Annotated in this window: 24 protein-coding genes and 1 pseudogene; 9 read left to right on the top strand and 16 right to left on the bottom strand. The window is 35.5% G+C overall.

The window, feature by feature from the left end:
- Positions 1-118 precede the first annotated feature (118 nt).
- Together ABH968_RS08355 and ABH968_RS08350 are read right to left on the bottom strand one after the other, a co-directional pair.
- Entirely contained in the window at positions 119-250 is a 132-nt protein-coding gene (locus tag ABH968_RS08355) for a hypothetical protein (RefSeq protein ID WP_370043563.1), read from the bottom strand.
- 160 nt (positions 251-410) lie between these two features.
- Positions 411-1,286, bottom strand: coding sequence for a LysR family transcriptional regulator (locus ABH968_RS08350; RefSeq protein WP_370043562.1), 876 nt, complete (start codon positions 1,284-1,286; stop codon positions 411-413).
- 134 nt (positions 1,287-1,420) lie between these two features.
- Here ABH968_RS08350 and ABH968_RS08345 point away from each other — a divergent pair, with 134 nt between their 5' ends.
- Positions 1,421-2,320 carry a DMT family transporter gene (locus ABH968_RS08345; protein ID WP_370043561.1) on the top strand — a complete coding sequence of 300 codons (900 nt, stop codon included), beginning with the start codon at positions 1,421-1,423 and terminating at the stop codon, positions 2,318-2,320.
- A gap of 140 nt (positions 2,321-2,460) precedes the next feature.
- Here the strand turns inward: ABH968_RS08345 and ABH968_RS08340 are convergent, their stop codons facing one another.
- The 4 genes from ABH968_RS08340 to ABH968_RS08325 all read right to left on the bottom strand — a co-directional run bounded on the left by ABH968_RS08340 (position 2,461) and on the right by ABH968_RS08325 (position 4,662).
- The gene (locus tag ABH968_RS08340; protein WP_370043559.1) at positions 2,461-2,808 is read right to left on the bottom strand and encodes a general stress protein; all 348 of its coding nucleotides are present in this window, start codon (positions 2,806-2,808) and stop codon (positions 2,461-2,463) included.
- 220 nt (positions 2,809-3,028) lie between these two features.
- Entirely contained in the window at positions 3,029-3,472 is a 444-nt protein-coding gene (locus ABH968_RS08335; protein WP_370043558.1) for a Dps family protein, read from the bottom strand.
- Between the two features lie 241 nt (positions 3,473-3,713).
- Complete coding sequence (locus tag ABH968_RS08330; protein WP_370043557.1) at positions 3,714-3,920, bottom strand: hypothetical protein; 207 nt, start codon at positions 3,918-3,920, stop codon at positions 3,714-3,716.
- Complete coding sequence (locus ABH968_RS08325; RefSeq protein WP_370043556.1) at positions 3,907-4,662, bottom strand: RpnC/YadD family protein; 756 nt, start codon at positions 4,660-4,662, stop codon at positions 3,907-3,909. The genes ABH968_RS08330 and ABH968_RS08325 overlap by 14 nt, the downstream gene beginning before the upstream one ends.
- Positions 4,663-4,832: 170 nt before the next feature.
- Here ABH968_RS08325 and pepF point away from each other — a divergent pair, with 170 nt between their 5' ends.
- Both pepF and ABH968_RS08315 read left to right on the top strand, forming a co-directional pair.
- Positions 4,833-6,647 carry an oligoendopeptidase F gene (gene pepF, locus ABH968_RS08320; protein WP_370043555.1) on the top strand — a complete coding sequence of 605 codons (1,815 nt, stop codon included), beginning with the start codon at positions 4,833-4,835 and terminating at the stop codon, positions 6,645-6,647.
- Positions 6,648-6,875: 228 nt separating this feature from the next.
- Positions 6,876-7,859: an SEC-C domain-containing protein gene (locus tag ABH968_RS08315; protein WP_370043554.1), complete on the top strand. Its 984-nt coding sequence runs from the start codon at positions 6,876-6,878 to the stop codon at positions 7,857-7,859.
- A 309-nt stretch (positions 7,860-8,168) separates the two neighbouring features.
- Here the strand turns inward: ABH968_RS08315 and ABH968_RS08310 are convergent, their stop codons facing one another.
- A complete protein-coding gene (locus ABH968_RS08310) occupies positions 8,169-8,360 on the bottom strand; it encodes a zinc-finger domain-containing protein (protein WP_370043553.1) in 192 nt (63 codons plus the stop codon).
- A gap of 169 nt (positions 8,361-8,529) precedes the next feature.
- Between ABH968_RS08310 and ABH968_RS08305 the strand changes: the two genes are divergently transcribed.
- On the top strand, positions 8,530-8,922 hold the full coding sequence (locus ABH968_RS08305) for a ribonuclease HI family protein (RefSeq protein WP_370043552.1): 393 nt from the start codon (positions 8,530-8,532) through the stop codon (positions 8,920-8,922).
- Between the two features lie 361 nt (positions 8,923-9,283).
- Positions 9,284-9,964 carry a C40 family peptidase gene (locus ABH968_RS08300; RefSeq protein WP_370043551.1) on the top strand — a complete coding sequence of 227 codons (681 nt, stop codon included), beginning with the start codon at positions 9,284-9,286 and terminating at the stop codon, positions 9,962-9,964.
- Between the two features lie 298 nt (positions 9,965-10,262).
- On the opposite strand, the gene ABH968_RS08295 is transcribed toward ABH968_RS08300, so the two are convergent.
- Both ABH968_RS08295 and ABH968_RS08290 read right to left on the bottom strand, forming a co-directional pair.
- Positions 10,263-11,450 carry an MFS transporter gene (locus ABH968_RS08295; RefSeq protein WP_370043550.1) on the bottom strand — a complete coding sequence of 396 codons (1,188 nt, stop codon included), beginning with the start codon at positions 11,448-11,450 and terminating at the stop codon, positions 10,263-10,265.
- Between the two features lie 5 nt (positions 11,451-11,455).
- Complete coding sequence (locus tag ABH968_RS08290; RefSeq protein ID WP_370043549.1) at positions 11,456-11,854, bottom strand: MarR family winged helix-turn-helix transcriptional regulator; 399 nt, start codon at positions 11,852-11,854, stop codon at positions 11,456-11,458.
- A 264-nt stretch (positions 11,855-12,118) separates the two neighbouring features.
- Here ABH968_RS08290 and ABH968_RS08285 point away from each other — a divergent pair, with 264 nt between their 5' ends.
- Entirely contained in the window at positions 12,119-12,673 is a 555-nt protein-coding gene (locus ABH968_RS08285; RefSeq protein WP_370043548.1) for a DJ-1/PfpI family protein, read from the top strand.
- Between the two features lie 37 nt (positions 12,674-12,710).
- Here ABH968_RS08285 and ABH968_RS08280 read toward each other — a convergent pair whose 3' ends face one another.
- The 3 genes from ABH968_RS08280 to ABH968_RS08270 form a co-directional block, all read right to left on the bottom strand.
- Positions 12,711-13,040 carry a DUF3889 domain-containing protein gene (locus tag ABH968_RS08280; RefSeq protein WP_370043547.1) on the bottom strand — a complete coding sequence of 110 codons (330 nt, stop codon included), beginning with the start codon at positions 13,038-13,040 and terminating at the stop codon, positions 12,711-12,713.
- A 101-nt stretch (positions 13,041-13,141) separates the two neighbouring features.
- A complete protein-coding gene (locus ABH968_RS08275) occupies positions 13,142-13,285 on the bottom strand; it encodes a hypothetical protein (protein WP_185903432.1) in 144 nt (47 codons plus the stop codon).
- Between the two features lie 23 nt (positions 13,286-13,308).
- Entirely contained in the window at positions 13,309-13,545 is a 237-nt protein-coding gene (locus ABH968_RS08270) for a hypothetical protein (protein ID WP_370043546.1), read from the bottom strand.
- A 113-nt stretch (positions 13,546-13,658) separates the two neighbouring features.
- On the opposite strand from ABH968_RS08270, the pseudogene ABH968_RS08265 reads away from it, so the two are divergent.
- Both ABH968_RS08265 and ABH968_RS08260 read left to right on the top strand, forming a co-directional pair.
- Positions 13,659-13,760, top strand: a pseudogene (locus tag ABH968_RS08265) (DUF6262 family protein); the annotation flags it as partial.
- A 205-nt stretch (positions 13,761-13,965) separates the two neighbouring features.
- Positions 13,966-14,448, top strand: a complete 483-nt coding sequence (locus ABH968_RS08260) for a carbon monoxide dehydrogenase (protein ID WP_370043545.1) — start codon at positions 13,966-13,968, stop codon at positions 14,446-14,448.
- A 136-nt stretch (positions 14,449-14,584) separates the two neighbouring features.
- Here the strand turns inward: ABH968_RS08260 and ABH968_RS08255 are convergent, their stop codons facing one another.
- On the bottom strand, positions 14,585-15,454 hold the full coding sequence (locus ABH968_RS08255) for a PhzF family phenazine biosynthesis protein (RefSeq protein ID WP_370043544.1): 870 nt from the start codon (positions 15,452-15,454) through the stop codon (positions 14,585-14,587).
- 30 nt (positions 15,455-15,484) lie between these two features.
- The gene (locus ABH968_RS08250) at positions 15,485-16,531 is read right to left on the bottom strand and encodes an ornithine cyclodeaminase family protein (protein ID WP_370043543.1); all 1,047 of its coding nucleotides are present in this window, start codon (positions 16,529-16,531) and stop codon (positions 15,485-15,487) included.
- 140 nt (positions 16,532-16,671) lie between these two features.
- On the opposite strand from ABH968_RS08250, the gene ABH968_RS08245 reads away from it, so the two are divergent.
- Positions 16,672-18,123 carry an aminotransferase-like domain-containing protein gene (locus ABH968_RS08245; RefSeq protein ID WP_370043542.1) on the top strand — a complete coding sequence of 484 codons (1,452 nt, stop codon included), beginning with the start codon at positions 16,672-16,674 and terminating at the stop codon, positions 18,121-18,123.
- 559 nt (positions 18,124-18,682) lie between these two features.
- On the opposite strand, the gene ABH968_RS08240 is transcribed toward ABH968_RS08245, so the two are convergent.
- Positions 18,683-19,492: a TnsA endonuclease N-terminal domain-containing protein gene (locus tag ABH968_RS08240; RefSeq protein WP_370043541.1), complete on the bottom strand. Its 810-nt coding sequence runs from the start codon at positions 19,490-19,492 to the stop codon at positions 18,683-18,685.
- 397 nt (positions 19,493-19,889) lie between these two features.
- Positions 19,890-20,726, bottom strand: coding sequence for a type II pantothenate kinase (gene coaW, locus ABH968_RS08235; protein ID WP_370043540.1), 837 nt, complete (start codon positions 20,724-20,726; stop codon positions 19,890-19,892).
- Positions 20,727-21,229: the final 503 nt, after the last annotated feature.

Here is a 21,229-nt window from a genome sequence, read left to right as displayed (position 1 = left end):
TTTGGGCCAACATGATGTTTTTTGCGTGAAAGCGTAGTGCTAACGCAGCGTCAGCAGCAAATGTTTTCTGTGCGAAAGCGCAGTGCTAACGTAGCGTCAGCAACATGATGTTGGTCACTCAGTCGTGTGTTGCTGTCGCTACGCTTTCGCACAGATAAATTGCCACAGGACGTGGCGTTCTTAGACTGAGTTCCTCTATTTCAGTAGGTGTTTGGACACCCACTGAAAAAGTAATCAAAATTGCATTCATCTCACCATCTTTAGAGGTGGGAATCTTCTGTAGCTGCCGCTTTGCTTTCGCTACAAAATACATTTGCTGAATGAAGATAAATATACAAATACTATTTTAACGTAATGCTATGTGATGCTTCAATGTTGTTTTTATAGAGCTTGTTGCTCTCCACTATAAATTATTTCATATTTTGCTCTTTTAACCAGGAACTTAATATCTCCGCAAATTTCTTCGTTACTGGTGATGCTTGGTGATTCATAGCTAATCCAATTGTGCGATAGCCTCCTTGTTTTAAAGGTATGGCTTTTATCGTAGGTGGTAAGTTATTTATCACTAATTTCGGTAAAATACTAATTCCAAGCTGATGAGAAATCATCGAAATAATCCCTACCTCTTCCGATAATTCAAAGCGAATATTTGGCTTCACGTGATATTGCTCTAACAGTACTTTCACATCATTTGTCCCTTTATATGAAGTCATGATAAATGGCAAATCTTCTAGTTCAACAATATCAATTTCTGCTTTATCATAAAGCGGACTTTTATCGGAGACAATACACAGCAATGGATCCTGCTGTAGTTCAGTATACCGAAATTGCTTAGACTTTTGACCATTTAAAAATCCTGCATCAACCTCTCCACTTAATAGCCATTGTTCAATTTCATAATAATCTCCCTCACGCAATTCAACTTGAATACCAGGAAATTGATTGTCCATAATACGAACAATTTCAGGCATCCAGTTTGAAGAAATACTTGAAATTACACCTATTCGCACTTTTCCACGAGTAACACCAAGTATATGTGCTGCTTCTTGCTCTAACAGTTCCTCTGCATCGAGGACATGTCTCATTGCCCTTAGCATTGCATCTCCTTCACTCGTTAACGTGACACCTGCTCGACTTCTGTGAATGAGTGCAAAGCCGAACTCCTTTTCTAAGCTTGAAACAGCATGACTTACAGCAGATTGGGTTAATCCTAATGCATCTGCTGCTTTTGTAAAGCTAGCTACCTCAGCCACTTTATTCAAAATCTCATATTTGACTAAACTCATTGGCTTGTCCTCTATATACATGAATTTTTTTAATACTAATCATTATAAACATTCGTTTTACTAATCACAATACAAGATATATAGTAAATTTTAGTATGAAAACTGTTTTAGTACACAGAATGTAGGTGAGCATAATGAGTGTCCAAGGAAAAGCAAATTTATTAATGGTTATAGTGACAATGTTTTGGGGATTATCTTATACCTTTATGGTCATGGGGCTTGAAACATTGGCGGTTTATAATGTGGTGGCATTGCGTTGTATCATCGCATTTTTCGCAGCAGGCATCATCTTTTATAAACGCATAATTAAGGTCAATGCTAAAACTTTAAAATATGCAGCTATTCAAGGGTTTCTACTATTCATTGTGTTCGCTCTAAGCTTATTTGGACTAGAAACAACATCTGTATCGAATGCTGGATTTATTTTAAGTCTAACAGTTGTCTTAGTACCTATTTTCAGCAGTTTTATTGAAAAGAAACTACCTTCAAGAGCAGTTAGCTTTGCGATTGTTTGCACAATGCTCGGGATTACAGTGTTAACTGCTCATGGCTCATTTACCTTTCAAAAAGGGGATATTCTAGTAGCCATCGCTGCACTATGTTATTCGATTTACTTACTGTTAAACAGTACATTTACACGGAGCGTTGAATCAATTTCCTATGGCATTTACCAGCTCGGTTTTGCTGGACTTTATGCACTCGTTTTAACATTAATTTTCGAAACACCAACACTTCCAAATTCAACGACTTCTTGGATTGCTATTATAGGACTCGGTGTCATTTGTAGTGCGTTTTGCTTCGTAGGTCAAACTGTTGCACAACAGTTCACTTCCGCTACACATACAGGACTAATATTTTCCTTAGAACCAATTTTTGCAGCGATGTTTGCCATGATGTTTATCGGGGAAGGAATAACGGTAAAATTAATTATAGGTGGTAGCTTTATTCTAATGGGTAACCTTGTTGCTCAATTAGAGCATCTCCATGTATTACGCTTTATTAAAAAACAAGAACATGAAAAAGCTATACATTAATCAGCTTTGAATCCTCCCTATGCAAAAACAGAGTGATGCACGTGCACTCACTCTGTTTTATATAGTTTCTGCGCTTAAATGATGTTCAAGAGGAAACTCTCCCTGTTACACGTGAATCAAGACGACTAGCAATCATCTGATTATGTTGTCATGGATGCAGTTGACTGCTCAGCTAATAATACAATAACACCTTGTTCTACGAGATGAGCATAGTAAGCTGTTTGTCCTTCTGTAAGATCAAATCGCTTTATTCCTTCTGTTACTGCCGATTCACCGGTAAACCATGATTTAAATTGATCTATCCAATTCCCTACCTCATGTGTTTTTACATTAGCATCCCATTTTACATCCTCAAAATGACTTGGATCCTTTGCAATAACGTGAATGTCCTCTATTTGATATGCTTCTAATCGCACACTTTCTAAAATATGAAGCATTTCTTCCCTTGTATGGGCCACTTCAATTTGTGGATTTTGTTCATTTATCATGCTCAATTCCTCCTAATCTGTATGGCTTACTAGGTATCTACCCTTCCTATATAAAAATAAAACTCATTTTGCCCATTCTTTATAGAACTGTAATATATGTTATCTCTTTGCGATACATGTTCACGTTTTGAAACATTGGTTATGTACTTTTATGAAACGTCAAAAAAATAGACAATGGGAACTCACTAAAGAGTTCCCATTGCCTATCATTTACTTGCGGTTATTTGTGCCCAAGGAAGGCTTTCAACATCCATGTATGCTTTTCAAGGGACTGGAACATAGCATTTAGTAAATCCTCTGTTCGATCGTCCCCTTCTTCTGCCGCAAGCTCCATTGTTGAATTTAAAGCTTTCATAAGTTTTTGGAAATCGGCAATAGTTGTAACCACCATTTCCTCTGTCGTCTCATTCCCTGTCGCTTCCTCTACACAGGATAGCTCAAGATGTTCTTTTAATGTAGCAACTGGTTTTCCATCTTTCGAAAGAATGCGCTCTGCAATTTCATCTAAATTTAACGTTGTTTCATTATATAATTCTTCAAATTTTGCATGTAGTGTAAAGAAGGAATTTCCCGTAACATACCAATGATAATTGTGCAATTTCGTATAAAGTACAGACCATGTAGCGACAAGCTTATTCAATTGTTTGTTTAAGTTTTGTGTCATTATTTCTCCTCCAATGTGCCAGTTGTTCTAGCCTTTAGTATGCGTTGCAAAGTATACTGGCTATACACACATTTTTCTCATTAACACAAACAATTTTTAAGGACATTTGTAAATACAAAAACCATCACATTTCCACTACAAAGCCATTCCTAAAAAACAGATGTATTCCATCAATTAGACGTTAAAAACTTACAACAAACCTAATAATGGATTGTCATTTTTATCTTTCTACACAATTAGATTATTTTAGTTCCTTACGAATTTCCTTTATCTTTGTCACTGGAAGCTTTGAAACTTCAGCAATCCAATCATCGTCAGCACCCGTTTCAATCAAACCACTGATTATTTGTTTAATGGTTTGTTCGATTCCTTGCTCAAATCCTTCTTGCCTTTCTAATTCCAAAACTGCAGCAAGTGTCGGCGGTAGATCTCCTTTATATAGATGCAAAACTTCTTCCTCCTCTAATTTCCTCTTTTACATCTCTTACAAACTTTTCAGACATAGCTCTTGGTAGTTTCAATAAATAATCAATAAAATAAAGCAACGCACTTACTTCTGTTCGTTTATCATTATTTAATGACCACTCTTTTCTTAACAAAGCTCTTTTGTAAGTACTACGATGGCTCATTTCGTTTTTTGTTCTATTCAAATAAATAGATGCTAGTAACGCTTTACTAAGTAGCTTCGGGGATTTTTTCAATTCTTCTTCATCAAAATCTGAAACAACAAATTTATTAAAAGTATACATAATTTCTGTACCATAAAACTTTTCAAGATACTGATTCGTGCTTTTAGTACTCTTACCTGTAAAAATAGCAATTGCTACAATCTTCTTACCATAGCGATCACTGATACGATAAAAGTATTCAAACATACGCTTCGCAAAATGCACTTCATCAATAGTTTGGACTTCTGTATGGACGAGAATCCATTGTTCTTTCCCATTTTTCAGATGAACCTTCGCAATTTGATCAGCTACCTTGCGCCCTTGACGATGCTCAATAATTTCTTTGAAAAGCTCTTGCTGTAAAAACTCAACTTGCTTTGAAAAATCTACTTCTTCATGTAAATCTGGCAAAAAGAACAACAAAAAATCTTCAAACAAATCCGCAATTAACTTTTTCCATAAATTATCTTGATTCACGTGACTAAGCTTATACACATCTGGTTTCTCACAAACTAACTGCATTATAATTACATCCCCCCCTTTACCTTAAATCCATTATAGCTAACACGAACATAAGTTTCTATATTATTTTTATATTTTTATGAACATTAAAACTATTCTCTATTATTATTTCACTTTCCGAAATAGTTTCGTTATAATGGAATCACTTACTTAAAAAGGGGTGTTAATTAATGGAGGTATTACCATTACGAAAAGATGTACCAGTGGAACAAACATGGGATTTAACAAATTTACTTGAAAATGACGCGGATTTTGAGCCTGCTTTAGCGCAGCTTGTGGAAGATGCAAGAAATTTTGAACGTACGTATCAAGGTACAATTACGGATGCCCAAAAGGTAATTGATGTTTTAACAGCCTATGAAGCACTATATGAAAGCATAGTTCCTATTGGTACTTATGCAAGCTTGAATAATCAAGCTGATCATACAGATAACGAAGCCCAAATGCGTGCTGCAAAATATGGTACGGCAGTCGGAAAAATAAGTAGTACATTTTCTTTCGTACGCAGTGAATTACTAGCACTAGATGAGTCTATTTTAGAGGAAGCTGCTACATTGAGCCCTAATTATAAAGTCTATTTAGAGGAATTATTAAAACAAAAGCCTCATCAGCTGCATCCAGAGGTAGAAAAAGCACTAGCTGCATTTAGCTCTACTTTTGATGCACCATATGAAACGTATAATACAACAAAGCTTGTAGATATGCATTTTGGAGAGTTTGAGGCCAATGGCGAAAAACATCCACTTAGTTTTGTATTATACGAAAATGACTGGGAGTTTGACGCTGATACAAAAGTACGCCATGCTGCATTCCAAGCATTTTCGAATAAATTACGCGATTATCAGCACACAACTGCGAAAATCTATAACACACACATTCAACAGGAAAAAACAATGGCTGATTTACGAGGTTTTGATTCTGTCATTGACTATTTATTATTTGATCAAGATGTTGATCGTACGCTTTATAATCGTCAAATAGATCTGATTACGAAAGAGCTTGCACCTCATATGCGCCGTTACGCAAAGCTTATTCAACAAGCAAATGGCATTGAAAAAATGACATTTGCTGATTTAAAGATCGCCCTTGATCCAGACTATGATCCGAAATTAACAATGGCTGAAGCAAAAGAATATGTTGAAAAAGCATTAGACGTTATGGGTGAGGATTACAAAGAGATGATCGAAAAGGCGTTTAACGAACGCTGGATTGATTATGCACCAAACAAAGGAAAATCGACTGGGGCATTCTGTTCAAGTCCATATGGTAGTCATCCGTATATTTTAATGTCTTGGAATGAACGTATGAATGAGGTATTCACTTTAATTCATGAGCTTGGGCACGCAGGTCATTTTGTGAATGCACATGCCCATCAATCTTATTTTAACAGTCGTCCTTCGTTATACTTCATCGAGGCACCATCGACAATGAATGAAATGCTACTAGCTAATTATTTATTAACTCATAACGATGATCTTCGCTTCAAACGTTGGGTTATTTCAAACATTGTGTCTAAAACGTATTATCATAACTTCGTCACACACTTACTAGAGGCAGCTTATCAACGAAAAGTGTATGAATTAATCGACGCTGGAGAAGCTGTGAATGCTACCGTTTTAAATCAATTAAAACGCTCAGTATTAGAAGATTTCTGGGGTGACACTGTCGATATTACTGAGGGAGCCGAGCTTACTTGGATGCGTCAACCACACTATTATATGGGCCTATATCCATACACATATAGCGCTGGCTTAACAATTTCTACACAAGTATCCAAGCGGATCTTAAAAGAAGGTAAGACGGCTGTAGATGAATGGTTAGCAGTCCTTCAAGCTGGAGGTACGAAATCGCCTGTAGAGCTAGCTCAAATGGCGGGTGTCGATGTTACAACAGACCAGCCGCTTCGAGATACGATTGCTTACATTGGTCACCTTATTGAAGAGCTTGAACGATTAACGACAGAAATGGAAGCTATCAAAGGCTAAACATTGCGATAACCATCTATGCTATTTCTAAAGCGTAGATGGTTTTCTTTTTTTAGTTCTAAGCTGGTAATTTCGTACATATACTAGAATCAGGGCGTCCATCCACATTTTTTGATTTTTCTAAATAGACTATCATTTTCCTTCGTACAAATGTACCGTTATTATTAAATGTATGCAATTTATTTAGCAATATTCGACTAACAATTTTCAAAGGAAGTGTTTCTAATTATGGTAAAACGTAATGATCCATGCCCATGCGGTAGCGGCAAAAAATATAAAAAATGTTGTGAAGGTAAACAGCAGGTTACAGTAGAAGCTGTAGCAATCGAAGAATTAGAGCGTGTACTACAAACATTTTACTTAGAATATCCAGAACGCAAAGATGTTCGTGCCTATATCGAACATGTAGGTACATGGCAGCCTAAATTAGAGAGCGTACTACAAAGAGAGCTAATTGAGGCGATCGCGTTAGACGACTTCTTCTTCCATCAAGAGCCATCTATTTGGAAAGGTTACTTAAAGAAAACAAAGAAAAAAACGGTAAGACCTTCTACAGTAAAAGTGTTAGAAGAATGGTCACAACCCCAACTATTTATTGGTTCCGTGTCAATTGTAGAAGAAAAATATTTCAAAGCTACACATGTGTTAACAAATGAAGAAATTTATATTCGTCGTGAAAATGACAAACCAATCCCTGAAGGTATGCATGTTTTTGCATTCATCTTACCAGATGGTACCAAAAAATCAGAGTATTATTTAGCTGTTTCAACGCTTATCTTCTTCCCGGAAGATCATGCAAAGGTATTTGAGCAGTTTAAGCAAAATTTTGAGGCTTCTGAGAAGAAGGTTGGTGCATTCTTAAAAGAAGAGCATTTATCCTTCTGGGAGTTACTTGTGTCGAACGGTTATAAAGGCGAGGAATTCACAAACTTTGAGAGCAATGTAATCACACAAGTTAAAGATTTCCTTGAGCAAAATGAGCGAGAAACAGCTCCTATGTTAGAGCTTTTAGAGGACTATTTAATTGAAGGACAACCATCTGCGCGCAAAGAGGCTGCCATTGCTGCTGGCGCGATTCGATATGGTCAAGAAAAAGAGCTATTCGAGTCGCTATCAATGACAGTAAAAGAAATTGCAGCGACGTTCGATATTTCAGCTTCCTCTCTCACAAAATACTACCAAGATTTAAGTAACTATGCTTCAGCTAAATAATGATTAAAATAGCGCCACACGCTCTAAGCAATCTTTGGAGTGTGCGGCGCATTTTAGTCTACATAGAAAAAAGCTACAGTTGTTATCGGCAGTGAGCCGACAACAAAGTAGCTTTTTCTATGGTAACCAACCAATACTATTTTTTCCGAACATATTGTTATTTATGCATCGAATTTAGTAAATATGATTATTTATTGATCAAAAATGAAACTTTTATCATTAAGCTTTACTTTATTTAAACATAGTCCGTTTAGACCTATGATTGCTTTGCCACAGTTGAAAAGACATTTCTGTTATATGTTAAAAACATTATTTACTATATACCTTCAAGAGCTCTTCTCCGAGAAATTGTAGTCGCTCTCCTACTGAGCAGGCTTTAATACAGAAACGATGAGCTCCAGGTTTCCCACGCTCTTTTCGTAATTGCTTTATCACTAAGCAATCAGCACAATACGTATCATGCAGTTCATCAATATCTTTCATAACCGTCACTTTATCCAAATTGAACTCTCACTCCTTTCACGTCCAAATTTCGCTTCTTACTATTATGAAGTGAACATTTTGAACAAGCAACTATTTTGTTTTTCCATTTAACATCTACTTAGATATTGTGAAAAAGCACTATTGATGTACAATTAAAGTAAAATCTAAATCAAAAAGTAGGGATTTTATGTTAGAAGTATATATAGATGCTGCTAGTGCAGGAAATCCTGGCCCCAGTGGTATTGGCATATTTATTAAAGGCGAAGGCCATCATATACAAATCAGTGAGTATATAGGGCAAGCCAATAATCATATTGCTGAGTTTACTGCCTTAGTACGTGGCCTTGAAGAAGCACTAAAGCTAAGTTCAAACCTAGTCTCAGTGCGCTCTGATTCAAAAATTGTTGTTGCCTCTATGGAAAAAGAATATGTGAAAAATGAGGAATTTAAACCTTATCTTGAGCAGGCACTTACACTTGCGAGTAGCTTCGATTTATTTTTCATCAAATGGATTCCAGATACGCAAAATAAAGCTGCAGATGCACTTGCACGTAAAGCAATTCAAAAAGAAAAAAATTAAACTATGGGGACTGTCCCTTGCCTTACCAAGAGTCGGTCTCCCCCCTTCACTTCATTCAGATACTTAATATCCCCCAATATTTCATTTTTATCATCTTCGTTTTCATATATAAACAAAATATATGCTCATAAAGAACCGCATAGAAATCGCCAAGTCCTCATCCATTTAACTTACACACATGGTATATATATACAAATATCACCCCTGATTTTTGATGATGAGCCATAAAGTAATATATTTCCCAATTATTATTAGTATAATTTGTATCCTTAATGTTATTTTATTGACATACTATTGTAATATTACAATGTTAATATCATATATATATTAAGCTTTTAAAGTTTTTAGGAGGATACATATTATGAAAAAGAATAAAAAGTATAGATGGGGATTGAAATTAGCTACATTGGCTTTAAGTTCATCTGTACTTTTTTCAACAATTGACACAGCATCAGCGGCAACTTATACAGTAAAATCTGGTGATTCTTTATGGAAGATTGCCAATCAGTACGGTGTTACTTATCAAACATTGATGAAATGGAATAACTTATCTTCTTCAACAATTCGCGTTGGACAAAAGTTAAACCTTAATACCCCACTCACATCATCAACAATATCAACACCTACACCTAAACCAACAGCTGCAGCTAAACCTAAACCAACAGTTACAGTTACACCTAAACCAACAACTAACCTAGTGCAAGTTGCTAAACAACAATTAGGCGTAAAATACACATTTGGTGGAAGCAAACCGAGTACAGGTTTTGATTGCTCAGGCTATGTTACTTACGTATATAATAATGCTGGTATTTCGACAGCTCGTAAGTCAGCAGCTGGTTTTTACAGTACAGCTAAAAAAGTAAGTTCACCTCAAGTAGGCGATTTAGTATTTTTCTCTAATACATATAAAGCTGGTATCTCACATGTAGGCATTTATATAGGAAATAATCAAATGATTAGCGCAAGTGACGGTGGTGTTTCAGTTGCTAACATCAATAGCACTTATTGGAAAAAGCACTTTACTGGATATGGTCGTATATAGTGAATAACAAAAACAGTTGGGATGTCCCAACTGTTTTTTTCTTTATACATGTGCTACTTTTTTCGATTTTATTTTTATCAATTATGCCTCGGCATAATTGCGTCCGGAATCGGCTTTGTGCTTAGGCCTGCGTGATGCAGTTCAGTTAGCCGTTATCGCATGGATGCGATGATTTTAGGCTAACATCCTTTAAGAACTCCTTTCCGATTCCGTGATATCCGCCGGAGGCTTTAATTTCTTTCAGCAGGTTTTTGGACACCCGCTGAAAAGTAACTTAAACCAACATTCACCTCACCCCCTATAGAGGTGGGAGACTTCTGCTGAAAGAAATTAAACGTATTAAATAAATGATAAAGACAACAACTAGTAAGCCTGCTCCAGCTAGATATACAGAAGAATAGCCTGCTTGCACTGCCACCATTCCTAAAATATAAGAGCCTAGTGCAATGCCAATGTCAAACATCGTAAAGTACGTTGCGGTTGCATAACCACTGCGTGTATGTGACGCAGACTGTACAGCTAATGCTTGTAAGCTTGTAGTCACTGCTCCGTAGCCAAATCCAATAAAGATGGCTGCAAATAAAAATAATGCCGGACCTGAGACAAATGCAAGCATAACAAGACCGATAGCAAAGAGTATAATACCAGGTATAATAACAAACTGCGGCCCTTTTGTATCATAAAGTTTTCCTGTATATGGACGTGTAATAAGCATTGCTGCTGCAAAAACTGCATAAAATAGACTCGCTACAGCCATTAAATCTTTTTGCTGTGCGTAGACAGATAAAAACGATAGAACACTCGCATATGAAAAGGCTACTAAACTAGCAATAGCCGCTACCGGAAGTGCGCGACGTTCAAATAAATCATCAAATTTAAACGTCAATTTACCCTGATGTTCAGGCTTAAGCAAATCATCAGTATTTATCGTTACAGCTAGGATGCCTCCTGCTAATATACAAATACTCATAACAATAAATAGTACATTAAAGCTACTATATTGAATAAGCAGTAAACCGATAAATGGCCCAATAACTACTGCTAAGTTAGTAGACATTGTGAAATAGCCTAGACCTGCACCTTTACGATTAGCTGGCACAATATCCGCTGCTAAAGAGCCAGCTGCTGTTGTAATAATACTAAAAAAGATCCCTTGAACAAAACGGAGTCCTAGTAAAAGTCCAAAAGGATGAATGAATAAATATAAAACTGTACATAAAAAATAACCGATAATTGAAATAACTAAAAGCTTTTTCTTCCCGAAAACATCTAATAGTTTACCCGAAAAGGGACGAACGATAATGGCTGATAATAAAAATCCTGACAGTAACAATCCCGCTTCCTTTTCTGTCTGGTGCAACTCACCAATCGCATAAAGTGGCAAAGTCGTTACCAATCCATAGAAAACAAAAAATACCGAAATATTTGTTAAAAAGAGACTAATAAACCGCTTCGTCCATATTTTTGTATTCCCCTCTTGCTGCATGTCAATCAACCTTTCATTTTTTCCAGTAAAATTATAAATTGCTGCTGTTCCTCAACAGTCAATGCCCCTACCATTTCTTCCTCAAAAGCTAAAATGGTTTTAGTAATAGCCGGCAAATGTTCCTCTGCATATGGTGATAAGGCAACGATTTTTTCTCGTTTATCTTCACCATCAATTCTTAGTACCCAACCTAAAGTCTCGAGTCGAGTAATTGCTCTAGTTATACTCGGTGCCTCAACGTTTAAATACTTCCAGATTTGTGTTAATGTCATGGGCCCGTGATTATGTAAGCAATATAAAATAGCCCATTGTGAGCTATACAAGTTGTGCTGTTTCAGTACTTCATTTAAACAATTCGTTAAATAACGACTTTTTTGGAATAAAGCATGAAATATAGGATTCATGTTGTTGTCCTCCCAAACATTTATTTACCTAGCTAAATAAATACTATACGCTTCATTTTTTCCGTTGTAAAGCAAGTTGTTTGAAGTTTTGATGGCATGCATTTTAGGAGCAATGATCCTCAGCCGACTGACGTTTGATCCATTATTAACAGCGATTCTCTTGCATTTATCAGCGATTTTCTCCGTCGTACTAAAAATATAGAAGGGAAATTTTTGAAAATGTCGAATTAATCTAATAGATTACAAATAAAAGGAGATGGAAGCATGGGGAAAAAGGTATTAATACTTGCAGGAGACGCAGTTGAAGCTTTAGAAATTTTTTATCCTTATTACCGTTGTCTTGAGGCTGGCTATGATGTAACGATTGCGGCACCATCCGTAAAGAAATTACAGACGGTATTGCACGATTTTGTCGATGGAGTCGATACATACATCGAGCGTACAGCATATGGATTAGAAGCACACGCATCCTTTGCAGAGGTAGATCCAGCACAATTTGACGGACTCATCATTCCTGGTGGACGAGCGCCAGAATACATTCGTTTAAATGAGCATGTTCCAGCACTAGTGAGCCATTTCTTTGAATCAAATAAACCAATCGCTGCTGTATGTCACGCAGCTCAAATTTTTGCGACCATTCCTGAGGTTCTGAAAGGTCGTGAGCTAACCGCTTATATTGCCTGCAAGCCCGAAGTTCAAGTAGCCGGAGCGACGTATATCGAGGCTAATCTTCACACAGATGGCAATTTAATTAGTGGTCATGCATGGCCAGATTTACCTGGATTAATGCGAGAATTTATTAACAAGATAGAAAGCTAACGGAATGAGGATGCCTGAAATTAGGCATCCTCTTATTTTATGGAGTGGTTTCTTGGAATTCGATTTTCACTACTTTATTTGTATTTGTTTCATATTCGATTCGAACATGTACACCGAATTCCTTGTCACTTTGTTTTAGCCAAAGTTTAAATTTTTCAATAGTGGAATCTTCAATAACCTCGCTTCCCTCATGCAAATAATCGAGGATTTTTGCTTGAGGGTATTTTGCATGTGTCTCTTTTATCGCTACTTTTCCCCATTGAGCATGGGCTGGTATTCCTTGTTGAGCATAAGTAATTGTTGGGGTGTTTATAAATACAGCAAACAATACAAGAAAAATGCCAAGTTTCACACAAAATTTTCGCAAGTGAATCAACCTTTCCTATTCTTTTGGCATAAAATCGCCAAAACAGCAAAAAATAAATGCTCCTTAAGTATTTTCTCACTTTCTTAAGGAGCAGTTTTTCGTTATCTTTTACTGGATTGTTTTGGTTGTTGAGGATTGTTATGAATTACTTGATTAAATTCTGCTGAATATTCCTCACGATCATTTCTTTTATGTGTATCTTCTTTCTTTTTCTTTTTGAAGCTTGTTTTATTCTTCTTTGCCATTATTTAAGCCTCCAATATTTCAGTTATTTGTTTTTGTTGGACTGTTGATTTTTCTTATGGTTCGTTTTATTATCTTTATTTTTGGCTTTCGCATCAAATTCTGCAGCGAATTCTTCATTTAGATTGTCATTCGGGTTATTGTTATTACTATTTGATTTATCGAGGTCTATTTTTTTGTAGGTATCAAAAGGATTATGCGTTCTAACATTCATTGTTTTATTGTTGTTTTTGTTGATTCCATTGGTGTTTCTATTGCCCATGGATATTCACCTCCTACATGTAATGTGCTCAGGATAGAAGGTTTTATGCTTTGGGGATTACTACTGACATTGCTAAAACTTTTCAGTCCAATCAATTTCGCCTTGGCGTAATTGTTAAGCGAGAAATGAATGAAAGCAATAAGGATGCCCTCATTGCATCCCTAAAAAGAAAAAATCAGAAGTCGTAAGGGGAAAACAGGAAATTAAAGGAATAACTGAAAGTAGCTTACGCGGATGTTTACAAAAAAATATAACGGATAACATTGTTTTCCCCTTCTTCTCCTACTAACGGTGCTGGATAGTCGAAGAAGGAATTAATGTAACTGAACAGGACACACTAACCCTAAATATAATTTTTTAGGGTGATGATATTGAATAAAAGTATTAAGTATATTTATTTGTGGGTTGTATTACGGAACAGTGAATGCAAATCCAAACGACACTCCACCTTCTTTTGAGGAAGGGTTCACAAAAGCTGGATATAAATCTGTAAAAGCAGCAGTAATGGAATTTGAAAATCATTTTAAATGTGAAGTAAAGTTGCCCGAAATGTTGCCTTCAATTTCTTTCACACATCAATTTGGAAGGTTTTTTGAAGATAAGAACTATAATGTGAATGATTCCTTAGAAATTAGGTTTGTTAATAAAGAAATAAGAGAAAATATCTTTAAAATTGACATTCGTCCTTCAAAAAATAAATTGAACTTCAAAAATAAACTGAACTTAAATGGTAAGGAGTATACACTTCAAGATGGTACCAAAGGTATTTATTTCGAAGACCGATTATTTAATTTTTTTGTCTTTGAAAAAAATAATTTGCAGTATATGATGGGGATATATAATAAAGTAGCCAATACAGAAACACCTGACATATTAGTCAGAATAGCTAATTCAATTGACTAACTTCTTCAGTTAAAGTCCAGACCTCTTAAGCCCCCTTTGATATAGGGGGTTGCCTTTGTATGTAGCCCGAATTTATGCTTAAAAATATAATTGGCTATCTTATTATTTCAATTTATTAGAAATTTATATTCTACAATTATATTTCAACCTCTGTTTCAGACAAATTCAATGCTTTTCCGCCCACCTTTACCTCAATAATTTCTTTCCCTTGAGTGGTTAACGCTATAACTATTTCTGAAGGTTTTTTCATAGAGTAACCTTGCTCAACAGATATATTAATAACATGTTCAGGTTTGATTTTACCATATTTATATAGATAACATGAAAGGGCACCATTGGATGTACCAGTTGCAGATTCTTCTGGAATTCCATATAAAGGTGCCAAATTTCTACAGTGAGCATTTGAACCCTTTAGTGATTCAAGGGTAAAAATATGATAACCAATGGTATTATATTTACTGCTGATATTTGTTACTTTTTCAAAATCTGGCTTTATAGAATTTAATATATCTAAGTTTCTAATCGGTACAAGTATATCCCTAAGGCCAGTAGATACAATTTGCACTGGTAGATCCCCCAACATTTCATCTATAGTAATATTTAAGGAATCTGCAATTTCCTCCTTGTCTATTATTTCATAATAGCTTGGAGCATTTTGATCCATCATAATTGATAGGTCTTCCATTACTTCTACATTTAAAATTCCAGCCTTTGTTTCTTGAGAATATTTTCCTGGTTTAATATATCCTTGGCTTGAAAGTGTATAGAACGCTGCTATCGTTGCATGGCCACAAAGATCAACCTCTTCATTAGGTGTAAAGAATCTAACCTTGAAGTCAGCAAGGTCTGACTTCATGACAAAAGCAGTCTCACTAAAACCGATGATACCTGCTATTTTTTTCATGTCCTCATCTGATAGATAATCAGCGCTAAGTACCACTCCGGCAGGGTTCCCTCCCTCAATGGATTTTGCAAATGAATTTAATGTATAAATTTTTAACTTCATAATATGATCCCTCCAAATTGTATATCGATTTTATATTTGCACGATTGTCCCAACATTCATTTCTTCTGCTTTTGATACAATATATTTTGAAACTGCAAGATCCTGCAATGCTATGCCAGTACTATCAAAAATCGTAATTTCTTCATCACTTGTACGTCCTTTCGCATTTCCAAGTATGAATTGTCCGATTTCAGTCAAATTGTTTTTGCCTAATATACCAGCCCTTATAGCACTTTGTGTTTCTCCGACTGTCGATGCTTGTGTAATATCATCTACATATACAGAAGCTACCTCAAAGATCTTTTCATCTATTTCCTGTTTTCCAGTCATGTCTGCCCCCACACAGCTGAAATGTATGCCTGGCTTAATCCACTCCTTAAAAATCAGTGGTTTTCGCGAAGGCGTTATCGTAATTACTGCATCGGTTTCTTCCAAAGCTTTCACTGGATTTTCTACAGCTACAAACTGAACTGACTCAATTCTTTGTTTCCAGCTCTTATTATAAGTATCGTTGATATCATTTATGATTTTATCTAGTTCCGTCTTTACTGAATACTGGAATTTTGATGCATTTTCATATTTTACGGGGTCATATATATATACCTTGTTGATTGTCTGAACTTGAGATAGAGTGGCTGCTATTTGAAAAATCGCCTGAACTCCTGTACCTACAATCATTAGTGTTTTTGAATCTTGTTTTGACAGGTGTTTCACGCCTATTGAACCTGCTGCTCCAGTACGCATTCCTGTCAAATAACTTGCGTTGATCATTGCCTTAGGAAACCCATTCTTCAAATCAAATAACATAGTCAGCCCAGTTATAGCTGGAAGCCCTTGATTTTTATTATCACCAAACCATGAAACGAGTTTTAATCCAAACACATCTTCTTCATTAAGCATCCCTGATTTAATATCCATTTCTGCCCTACCCTCAAAAATCACCTCAGATACCATGGAGAATAGTCTCACCTGATTGTTGGCTTTAAGTGCATAGGCTTTTTCTACACATGCTACTGTATTCTTGATATCAAGAATGTTCTTAACATCTTTATCACTTAGAATTCTTATTGGTACCATAGTTATCATTCCCCTTTAAAATTTTAATATCTGTTAATGTAATTGTATTTGAACAACAACAAAAAGTCTCCAACCATTCTTGGTTGTTATTTAACCAACCAAATGATATTGTAAAAGCACTATGATTTTGGAGGAATTTTATGTTGGATATCAACTGGAGACCTGATAGAAATAATCCTGATCGATTGAATATACAGATTGTTAACTTCATAAAAGATAAAATAGCAACTGGAGAATGGCCAGTTGGTTTCAAATTGCCAAGTCAGCGGACACTTTCTGAAATTTTCTGTGTAAACAGAAGTACCGTAGTATCTGCCCTTGAAGAGCTGGCAGCTGAAGGCATTATTAGCGGTAATGCTGGTGGAGGTACAAAAGTAATAAACAATACATGGACATTAATGTCCATTAATCATTCATATAATTGGCTTCCCTATATATCTTCGGGATTACATCAAACAAATCAAAAAATAATGCAGCAGATCAATCAGGCTGAATTCCAACCTGATATCATCCGAATGGGCTCCTGCGAACCTTCCCCTGAATTAATACCTAACAAAATGATTCAGGGCGTACTAAAAAAACTGTCTAAGTCTATGGCATCGCTGGGTTATGAAGAACCAAACGGAAATATCCATCTAAGAAGAGAGGTATGCACATACCTTAAAACAATAGGAATAGGAGCTGATCCATCCTCAGTTTTGATTACCTCTGGTGTTTCGCAGGCACTGCAGCTTATTTCCCTTGGCCTTTTGCACACGAACTCAGTAGTATATGTTGAAAAGCCATCCTACCTATACTCTCTTAGAACCTTTCAATCGTTCGGAATGCAGCTTTCGGGAATTAAGCTGGATGAAGAAGGTATAGAAATAAAAGAATTGGTTGATCGACATAGGCGGAGAAAAGGAGCAATGCTTTTTACAATACCTACTTTTCAAAATCCTACCGGGAGTGTCATGTCACTTGAAAGAAGAAAAACGCTTGTTGATGCGTGTGATAGGGAACGTTTGCCTATTATCGAGGATGATGTATATAGGGAGCTTTGGTTTGATGAACAACCTCCACAGCCAATAAAGGCATTTGATAACAATGGACTTGTATTATATATTGGTGGAATATCGAAGAATTTAAGTCCTGGTCTCAGGATTGGATGGATTGTTGGATCAGAAAAAGTCATTGAAAGATTGGCAGATATAAAAATGCAAACTGATTATGGAACCAGCTCACTCTCCCAGAATGTAACCACAGAACTATTCTCTAGTGGTCTTTATTATCAGCATAACGATATAATGAGGAAAAATGTTAAGATCCGAAGAGATGTTGCTCTTGAAGCATTAAAGAAATATTTTACCGGCATCGGTACATGGAATATCCCTAGGGGCGGATATTTCATCTGGCTTAAGTTAAATGAAGGTATGTCCATGTACCAGCTTTTTACTAAAGCCTTAAGTCGGAAAATACTTGTTCACCCTGGAGATTTGTATGAGTTTCACTCTAATCAATATTTAAGAATTTCTTATTCTTATGCATCCTTAAATGAAATTGACTATGGAATTAAAACTCTTTCAGAATTGGTAGCAGAACAAATTTTTTAAGTTTCATATAGAGATTTAAATATGGCAGATAATTATAAAAATGAGTATTGAATAAACACTGTATGAGATTCGAAAGCATCATCAACTCCTCTAGTTCCTGAAGTTTTGAATCATTAATCTATCTAATTTTCTAAAAAACCAATTGTCTTATAACTCAAATAACCTATGCGCAGAACCCGAACTTTAACACAAATATCCATAGTTCTGCGTATTTGTTCGGCCGCCTAAAGAAAACTTCCCCCAAAATAATTAGTCTGAGGGAACACAAAACACACTTCAATTTTTACTCAAAAACCTCCTAAGCCTTTAATATGAGACTATTTCTTCTCTATCAATACTATGCACTCCACATGGGCTGTCAGAATAAACATATAAAAGACCTCTATCATTAATTGTACGTTTCACCGTAGTTATTCCTAAACAAATTTAATTAAATAATATATCATGTAAAAATCCTAAGAAGTCAATATTTATCCTATCTTTTTAGTCACACGACTATTAATAGTATGACAATTTTTTAATTCATGTGCCAAGTAATAAATACTGCATAAATGTTATGTTAAAATTTGTTCCCATTGATGGTGATTGGCTTTTCCAAATTTAAAGGTTCAATCATATCTATGATGATGATTTTCCGAGATAATAAATGATAAAACAACGTTACAGCACTTCCAAAAGGTAAATGCGTGTCTCTATCAAATTCATTTGTGATTTTACGGATGCTTTCATTAGTGCCTAATAGTCTTTGCATTAAAGAAATCGATAAATCTTCAATATACTGCACATTAATTTCACGAAATACATCATAATCTCGAATGTCATAGTAATCGTGGATATAACTGATGTTTCTTGCCATTGTTTTAGGTATTTCTTCTTCTGTTACAATGCCCCAAACAATTTCTTTTCGATGCCAATACTCACGTTCAATCTCAAACTTTTCAAGTATACGCTCTTTTAATAATTCATCCTTCATTTTAATTGTATGAGCTACTTCAAATACGCTTTGTCCATTACTAATCGTTAATAAAAAATCCGTTGTCATCACAATCGGTTCTCCTGTTTTAGGATCAGTAGGATGTTTAATACCTAACTCATCTGCAATAACAAGTGTTTCTTCCAATGGTAATAAAGGGAATTGCTCACGAATATCAATAAAAAAATCAGAAAATTCAGTTATATAAAAGTAGTTTCGTTCTAAATCTGATAAAAACTCATGCTGCCTGTTTGTTTTTATTCCTTTCAAGCGAGTAGATCTACCTAACGAAGATACATCTTGAATCTTTAGCCATGGTTTATATTCTGAACCAGTACCTGTGCGACCTTCTTTAATCCACTTTTCAATTTTAGATGCTCTTTTTCTTTTAGACATAAAAACACCCCTTTAGACAATCATATCTAAGGGGGAAAGCTTCGCAACTTTCTTATAAACATCGCAACTTTCTTTCAAATCTACATATTGAACTAACGGCGCAGATTAGTCCAAGAAGTTGCGAACTACGGAAGAATAAAATATGGTAGAAAATCTGTCAGCTAAAAGGGATTTGTACCACAAGAAAATGGAACAGGTTTCTTATATAAAAGAAAAATAATTGTTAAAAAAAGATTGCATTTCTGTTATAAGCAGGAATGCTTTTTCTAATGGGGTATGTTAATTGAATAACAAAGGACATAACATATTAGTCATATATAATATGTTATGTCCTTTAATTTATTTCACTTTTTTAATACTAAGTCTTGATAAATCTCATTAGTAATGTACATTGTAGTTAGACAATTGTATATTCAGTTATATTTAATAATGCACCGACTGCACCTGAAAAACCGTGGTCATTTATAAAGACTGGTGTATGTTTTTTCGTACGTGTGTAATTGGCAATAACACGTGTAAGATGATCATTATTACTTAAAGTTGAACCGATATAAACGATATGTTGTGCATTTTTTTCTTCAGCATATTGAATACTAAGTGTAGTAATAACCTCACCTACAAGCCCTTGTACAGTTGCAATAATATCTTCTGTTGGATGTTTTACAGACTCTGTAATACCAACTTTCCCAAAATTACTAGCTGTCAATTGCCCATCAATAGGTGTGTCCATCCCTTGATAAATATCCTTTACTAGTAAATCAATTTCTTCTCGATTACCTTTAGAGGCCAGTTCTCTTATTTTATTATAATCCGTGATGCCAGTTGTAAGCGCTGACAATCCAATCAATGTTCCACCACCAACGCCTGTCCCACCAACACGAACATGCGTATTATCTTCCATATAATGAATTGAAGTACCAGTACCAATATTAGTAATCATACTTCGCTCAAAGAAGTAACCCTCTTTATGCAACAAAAATCGAACGCCCTTCAATGTGGCTTCAAACTCTACTATATAATGAATCGATTTCATTGTTTTGATGACATCCAGTAATTGTTCTGTACGCCCTCCCGTAACACCAATATCCTCAATATCTGGATGATTAATAATCCAATTCTGCACAGCTAGCAAATCATTTGACGGGAAAGTTGTTAAAACGAGCTCATTATGCTCATCTAAATAAGCAACTTTTGTCAATGTTCCGCCTGCATCAATACCTATAGCCTTTGGCATACCATTCTCCTTTGACTTTACGTACAATCTCTATTTCAAATGGTGAGATATATACTAGATTTTGCTTGTATTCAAGAGGCGTTTAGAAGCCAGTTGAATAACGTTCATGCCTCCACAAATATCACGGATTTTGCAATGAGTTATTGTGCCAAAATCCGATGTATTGTATTTCAGTACCGAAAGCAAATCAACAGCTACAATTGTTTACTGCGCGAAAGCGAAGCGTCAGCAGCAATTACTCGAAAAGTGAAGTTGTATCTTTGTCCTTCCTAAACTTTAACGCTGTTGAAATAAATGTGCAATAACTTAGCAAACTTTCATGAAAAAAAGACGAAAAATATCAAATTTTTTCTATTAATCACGCGATTTTCGTCGCATTTTTATAACTTTAACATTATTCTACTATAAAAACAAAAGAAGTGAAAATGCAATGACACTCGATGCATTATCACTTCTTTTGCAATTCTAGCTGATATCCACCATCATTTACTAGCTCGCTTATC

Origin of the sequence: Lysinibacillus sp. RC79, assembly GCF_041262405.1 — a bacterium.
In the GTDB taxonomy this organism is placed as follows: domain Bacteria; phylum Bacillota; class Bacilli; order Bacillales_A; family Planococcaceae; genus Lysinibacillus.
The sequence above is the reverse complement of the archived record's forward strand: the minus strand, read 5'-3'. Positions and strand labels throughout refer to the sequence as shown.

Excerpts from the sequence above, each read along its gene's own strand:
- ABH968_RS08290 (WP_370043549.1), bottom strand. The coding sequence starts at position 11,854 with ATGAATCCTATATTTCATGCTTTATTCCAAAAAAGTCGTTATTTAACG.
- ABH968_RS08255 (WP_370043544.1), bottom strand. The coding sequence starts at position 15,454 with ATGAAGTTAAAAATTTATACATTAAATTCATTTGCAAAATCCATTGAG.
- ABH968_RS08285 (WP_370043548.1), top strand. The coding sequence starts at position 12,119 with ATGGGGAAAAAGGTATTAATACTTGCAGGAGACGCAGTTGAAGCTTTA.
- ABH968_RS08275 (WP_185903432.1), bottom strand. The coding sequence starts at position 13,285 with ATGGCAAAGAAGAATAAAACAAGCTTCAAAAAGAAAAAGAAAGAAGAT.
- ABH968_RS08340 (WP_370043559.1), bottom strand. The coding sequence starts at position 2,808 with ATGATAAATGAACAAAATCCACAAATTGAAGTGGCCCATACAAGGGAA.
- ABH968_RS08305 (WP_370043552.1), top strand. The coding sequence starts at position 8,530 with ATGTTAGAAGTATATATAGATGCTGCTAGTGCAGGAAATCCTGGCCCC.
- ABH968_RS08250 (WP_370043543.1), bottom strand. The coding sequence starts at position 16,531 with ATGGTACCAATAAGAATTCTAAGTGATAAAGATGTTAAGAACATTCTT.
- ABH968_RS08295 (WP_370043550.1), bottom strand. The coding sequence starts at position 11,450 with ATGCAGCAAGAGGGGAATACAAAAATATGGACGAAGCGGTTTATTAGT.
- ABH968_RS08355 (WP_370043563.1), bottom strand. The coding sequence starts at position 250 with ATGAATGCAATTTTGATTACTTTTTCAGTGGGTGTCCAAACACCTACT.
- ABH968_RS08350 (WP_370043562.1), bottom strand. The coding sequence starts at position 1,286 with ATGAGTTTAGTCAAATATGAGATTTTGAATAAAGTGGCTGAGGTAGCT.
- ABH968_RS08345 (WP_370043561.1), top strand. The coding sequence starts at position 1,421 with ATGAGTGTCCAAGGAAAAGCAAATTTATTAATGGTTATAGTGACAATG.
- ABH968_RS08270 (WP_370043546.1), bottom strand. The coding sequence starts at position 13,545 with ATGGGCAATAGAAACACCAATGGAATCAACAAAAACAACAATAAAACA.
- ABH968_RS08245 (WP_370043542.1), top strand. The coding sequence starts at position 16,672 with ATGTTGGATATCAACTGGAGACCTGATAGAAATAATCCTGATCGATTG.
- ABH968_RS08240 (WP_370043541.1), bottom strand. The coding sequence starts at position 19,492 with ATGTCTAAAAGAAAAAGAGCATCTAAAATTGAAAAGTGGATTAAAGAA.
- ABH968_RS08325 (WP_370043556.1), bottom strand. The coding sequence starts at position 4,662 with ATGCAGTTAGTTTGTGAGAAACCAGATGTGTATAAGCTTAGTCACGTG.
- ABH968_RS08300 (WP_370043551.1), top strand. The coding sequence starts at position 9,284 with ATGAAAAAGAATAAAAAGTATAGATGGGGATTGAAATTAGCTACATTG.
- ABH968_RS08315 (WP_370043554.1), top strand. The coding sequence starts at position 6,876 with ATGGTAAAACGTAATGATCCATGCCCATGCGGTAGCGGCAAAAAATAT.
- pepF (WP_370043555.1), top strand. The coding sequence starts at position 4,833 with ATGGAGGTATTACCATTACGAAAAGATGTACCAGTGGAACAAACATGG.
- coaW (WP_370043540.1), bottom strand. The coding sequence starts at position 20,726 with ATGCCAAAGGCTATAGGTATTGATGCAGGCGGAACATTGACAAAAGTT.
- ABH968_RS08335 (WP_370043558.1), bottom strand. The coding sequence starts at position 3,472 with ATGACACAAAACTTAAACAAACAATTGAATAAGCTTGTCGCTACATGG.